Source organism: Kitasatospora sp. NPDC101801, assembly GCF_044766665.1.
Taxonomy (GTDB): Bacteria; Actinomycetota; Actinomycetes; order Streptomycetales; family Streptomycetaceae; genus Kitasatospora.
This window is the reverse complement of record NZ_JBIWML010000085.1, coordinates 1-5165: the sequence shown is the minus strand read 5'-3', so window position 1 is coordinate 5165 and position 5165 is coordinate 1. Positions and strand designations below refer to the sequence as shown.

General features: G+C 70.4%; 3 protein-coding genes and 2 pseudogenes. All 5 read right to left on the bottom strand.

Features of this window, described 5'->3' with window-relative positions; translation table 11 throughout:
* Positions 1–161, bottom strand: a pseudogene (locus ACIRPK_RS36680) (ATP-binding protein); the annotation flags it as partial.
* The gene (locus tag ACIRPK_RS36675; protein WP_403047250.1) at positions 142–810 is read right to left on the bottom strand and encodes a DUF742 domain-containing protein; all 669 of its coding nucleotides are present in this window, start codon (positions 808–810) and stop codon (positions 142–144) included. The gene ACIRPK_RS36675 and the pseudogene ACIRPK_RS36680, both read right to left, overlap by 20 nt.
* A 163-nt stretch (positions 811–973) precedes the next feature.
* Entirely contained in the window at positions 974–1387 is a 414-nt protein-coding gene (locus ACIRPK_RS36670) for a roadblock/LC7 domain-containing protein (RefSeq protein ID WP_057232378.1), read from the bottom strand.
* Positions 1388–1397: 10 nt separating this feature from the next.
* Positions 1398–4763 carry a nitrate- and nitrite sensing domain-containing protein gene (locus ACIRPK_RS36665; RefSeq protein WP_403047247.1) on the bottom strand — a complete coding sequence of 1122 codons (3366 nt, stop codon included), beginning with the start codon at positions 4761–4763 and terminating at the stop codon, positions 1398–1400.
* A 300-nt stretch (positions 4764–5063) separates the two neighbouring features.
* Positions 5064–5165: pseudogene (locus ACIRPK_RS36660) on the bottom strand (ATP-binding protein); the annotation flags it as partial.

Here is a 5165-nt window from a genome sequence, read left to right as displayed (position 1 = left end):
GCGCTGGCGCTGGTCATGACGGCTTCGGTGCGCAGGGGGTTGATCTCGGAGACCGCGCCGACCAGGGTGGTCTTGCCGACGCCGAAGCCGCCTGCGACGACGATCTTCGCGGAGGTGGTCGCGCGGGCGGGGGCGGCCGCGTTAGAGCTTGCGAAGTCCACTGAGGACCCTTTCGAGCAGCGTGACATCGGGCTGGTTGCCGGATTCGCCGCCGGCGGCGGGCTGGTGGATGGCGACGAGGCCGGCCTCGGCGAGGTCGGCCACCAGGATGCGCGCCACCCCGAGGGGGAGGTTGAGCAGGGCGGAGACCTCGGCGACGGACTTCACCTCGGTGCACAGGGTGCAGATCCGCTGGTGCTCGGGGAGCATCGAGGCCAGTCGGTCCGGCGAAACATTGGCCGAAACCAGTGCCTCCAGGGCCAGTTCGTACCGGGGGCGGGTACGTCCACCGGTCATCGCGAACGGCCGGATCAGCGGTCCGGAGTCCTGTTCGTCGTCGAACTCCTCGACGTGGCCCGGTTCTTCACCGTGCTCGGGGAAGGCGCCGGGGCCCTGGTAGTCCTGGTAGCCCGGGCGCTGCGGCTGCTGGTCGCCGTAGGGCCGGCCGTACTGCGCGGACTGGTCGTACTGCGGCCGGTTCGGCCGACCGTACTGCTGGGGCTGTTGCTGCTGCTGCGCGAACTGCGGCTGGCCGTAGGCGGGTTGGCCGTACGGCTGACCGGGGCCGACGCCGGGGGCTCCGAAGGCGTCATGGCCGGTGCCTGGGTACGGAACGCCGTACTGGCCGCTGCGGTCGTCGGGCGGGGTCACGGTTCCTCTCCTCACAAGGTGCGGCGGTGCGGTGCAGGCACCGACCCCCGAGGGGCCGCTGCCGGTGGTGCGAAGGCCGTACAACGCCCGAACCCGGGCCCACTGTTGGGGCCCGGGACGGACATGAGGTCATTCGAATACCAGGACGGTATCCGACGAACCGTCAGTGCAGGAGACTGCCCTGGAGTTCGGCGCGGAGTGCGGGGGTGAGGACGGCTCCGGCGCGGTCGACGAGGAGGGCCATTTCGTAGCCGACGAGGCCGATGTCGGAGTCGGGGGCGGCGAGGACGGCGAGGGAGGAGCCGTCGCTGACTGCCATGAGGAAGAGGAAGCCGCGTTCCATCTCGACGACGGTCTGGTTGACGTCGCCGCCCTCGAAGATCCGGCTGGCGCCGGAGGTGAGGGAGGTCAGGCCGGAGGCGACGGCGGCGAGCTGGTCGGCCCGGTCGCGGGGGAAGCCTTCGGACATGGCGAGCAGGAGACCGTCGGCGGAGACCACCACCGTGTGCGACACCCCGGGGGTGTTGTCCACGAAATTGGTGATCAGCCAGTTCAGGTTCTGTGCGGCCTGGCTCATCTGACTCAACTCAACGCTCCTGGTGGTTCGAGCCGCCGAAGAGATCGGTGCTGTTCTGCTGCTGGGGGTCGATCCGGAAGCTTCCGGTGTTGCCCTGGTCCGCGCCCGCACTACGGCCCTGTTCGACGCCGCGGCGCAGGTTGGTCAGGCGACCGCGGACCTCCTCGGGGCTGCGCGAGACCTGGGGGCCGTCCTGGGGGCTGGGCTTGGCGTTCCCGGCGACCAGGTTCTGCTTGGGTACCCGGCGGGGCAGGCCGGACGGGGTGGTCCCGCCGGCGGCCGGCTCGCGGAGCTGGTTCGCGCGCTGCCAGTCGCCGTCGTTGGGCGACTGCCAGTCACCCCGCGGGGCGCCGGTCGGGCCGGTCGGCCCGTACCCGCCGAGCGCCGACACCTCGTGGCCCCGGTTCTCCGGAGCCTCGGTGGTGTCCTTGGCACCGGCGAACCAGTTGGGCTTCTCGGCGTCGGCCTGACCGCCGCCGAACATGTTCGGGCCTGGTCGGTCGGCCGCGGCACCCGCACCGGCCAACTGCTGGCCGGGACGGCGCTGCGGCAGACCCGAGCCGAGGGTGCTCGCCGGAGCGGCCGGCGGCAGCGCCGCGGGCTCCGGGGTGTACGGGTGGCCGGACGGCTCCTCGTACTGCTCGTACGGCTGGTACTGCTCCTGCTGGTAGCCGTACTGCTCCTGCTGCCCGTACGGCTCCTGGGCGGCCGCCTCGGCGTACTGCGGCTCCTGGTACGGCTGGCCGTACGGCGATTCGCCGTACTGCTGCTGCTCGTCCTGGTAGCCGTAGCCGTCCTCGGCGTACTGCTGCTGGGGCTGCTGGGCGCCGAACGGGTCGCGGTAGGCGTCCTCGGCGTACGGCTGCTCGGCGTACTGCTCCGGCTGCTGGTAGGCGTAGGTGTCCTCGGTGTAGCGCTCGGGCGCGTACGGCGACTCCTCGACCTCGGCGTCGACCACCGGCTCCGCACCGGGGCCCGCCTCCAGGGCGGTCCGGCGGCGCTGGTCCAGCCGCTGGGAGCGCTGCATGGCCTCCAGGGCGGGGCTGAAGCCGCTGCTGCCCCCGTGGCCCGTCAGGTGGTCGTCGAAGCCCAGCTCGGCCGCGCTGCGGCCCTGCTCGACCCCGTTCCACTCGTCCTGCGGCTCCTGCTCGGCGAAGATCCGGGAGACGGTGAACTGCTCCTCCGGCTCCGGCAGGGCGGCCAGCTCGGTCAGGTGCTGCGGCAGCATCACCAGCGAGGTGGTGCCGGCCGACTCGCCCGAGGGGCGGAGCTGGACCCGGAGGTCGTGCCGCTGGGACAGCCGGCCAACCACGAACAGGCCCATCCGGCGGGAGATGGTGGCGTCCACCGTGGGCGGCTCGGCCAGCTTCTCGTTGATCTCGGCGAAGTCCTCGGCGGTGAGGCCGATGCCCTTGTCGTGGATCTCGACCAGCACCCGGCCGTCCGGCAGCCGGGTGGCGTTGACCAGCACCCGGGTCTGCGGGCTGGAGAACGAGGTGGCGTTCTCCAGCAGCTCGGCGAGCAGGTGGACGAGGTCGGTCACGGCGGCGCCGATCACCTCGGCCTCCGGGATGCCGGCCAGCTCGATGCGCTCGTACTGCTCCACCTCGGAGGCGGCGGCCCGGAGCACGTCGACCAGCGGCACCGGGGTGTTCCAGCGGCGGCCGGCCTCCTCGCCCGCGAGGACGAGCAGGTTCTCGCCGTTGCGGCGCATACGGGTCGCGAGGTGGTCCAGCTTGAAGAGGTTCTCCAGCTGGTCCGGGTCGGCCTCGTTGTTCTCGAGGTCGGTGATCAGCGCCAGCTGACGCTGGATCAGGCCCTGGCTGCGACGGGACAGGTTGGTGAAGATCGCGTTGACGTTGCCCCGGAGCAGGGCCTGCTCGGCGGCCAGCGAGACCGCCTGCTGGTGGACCTGGTCGAAGGCGCGGGCGACCTCGCCGATCTCGTCCTTGCCGTACAGCGGGATCGGCGACACCGAGGTGTCCACCCGGTCCGGGTCGGTCTTGGAGAGCTTCTCGACCAGGTCGGGGAGACGGTGGTTGGCGATCTCCAGCGCGGCGCTGTTCAGGGTGCGCATGCCGAGGATCATCGAGCGGGCGATCAGACCGGTGAAGAGACCGGCCAGGGCCAGCGAGACCACCACGATGACCGAGTTGAGGATCATGTCGGTCTGCGCGCGGTTCTTGATGTTGGCCGCGTCGCCGACGACCTCCTCCAGCAGGCGGGTCTCCGTGGTGCGGAGCGCGTTGATGTGGCTCGCGGTGGCCTGGTTCCACGCCTCGGGCGTGAGACCGGCGTCGCGGGCCGCCTGGAACGCCTTCGCCTCTTCGTTCGGGTTGTTGCGGGCGGTGCCGACGAAGGACAGGCCGAGCGAGATCAGGCCCTGCATGGTCGGCGCGTTGTCGGTGCCGGGCACCTTCAGCGCGGCGCGCTGGTCGGTGGCCGCCTGGGTGACCAGGGCGTCCGCGTAGACCTTGACGTCCTCGGCGGGGCTACCGGTGTTGAACTCGTTGACCGAGACCTGCTCCAGCTTGCTGGCCACGGCCAGCTGCTGGACCAGTTCGAGCTCCTCCTGCGAGGTGGTCCGCTTCTGGCTGATGCCGACCAGCAGGTTGAACATCAGCACCCGCTGGGTCGAGGCGGACGCCTTGGCCAGCGAGATGGCGTAGATCGCCCGGCCCTTGCTGGTGACGCTGGAGCTGCCGAAGCCGACCGAGTTGTCGTAGGCCATCAGCGGCGCGAGCAGCATCGAGTACGCGGCCTGGGTCGCGGTCGCGTACAGCTCGGGCTTGTAGGCGTTCTGGCGCAGGTGCGGCAGGTGCACCACGAGCTGCTGGAAGGCGGCGTCGCGGCGGGACAGCATGTCGTCCTCGGAGATCGCGCTGAACGCGGTCCGGTACTCGGCCAGGGCCTGGTCGGTCTTGTCCCGGTACTTCTTCACCTCGCCCTTGTCGTCCAGCCCGACCAGCAGGGGGATCGAGGTGAGGTCGCGCTCGGACTCCAGCGCGTGGGCCAGCTCGGTGGCGGCCTTGGCGAGCTGGGCGGTCTTCTCGGCGTGGGTGGCCTTGACGAAGTCGTCGAAGGAGCTGTTGACGCGGAGGCCGCCGAAGACCAGCGAGATGATCACCGGGATCAGCAGGATCGCGATCAGACGGGTGGGCACCCGCCAGTTCCGGGGCGCCAGGAACTCGTACCGGCTCGGGGCCGGCGCGGCGGAACTCCTCGCTCCGGCCGGTCCGTTGGCCGCCGGGGCCGCGGGTCGCTCCTCCGCGCTCGGCGTGAACGCCGAGAACCCGGGGGCCTGGCCGCTGCCGCCCGACTCGTTCTCGCGGGGCTCGGAGCGCCGCTGCGGGGTGACTGGCTGCTTACGCCTCACTCGACAACAACCTCTCTAATCCCCGCTCGCCGCAGCCCGCTGCTGGGTGGAACTGCCAGGGTGGCGATGGGGTAGCTGGCATTTCAGCACGTGTGCGGATGGGGGACAAACAGGCATCCGCGCACGATTTGCTGCGTACAAATCAGACATTCACTATCAAGAGCGGACCGAATACTGCAGAGTGCGGTCCGGATGCTACGGAGAGTTACTTTCGATCTTTAAATGCCTACCGAACCGTTATCACTCTCACCCGACCGTTCACCTCCGGGTACGAACTCTCGGTGACCAGAGGTGGGACGACTAGCGCAGTCGGGCGAGGAGGGCGTGTTCGACGAGGGTGATGAGGGCGCTTTTGGCGCTGTCGCGGCGGCGGGCGTCGAGGGTGATGACGGGGGTGTCGGG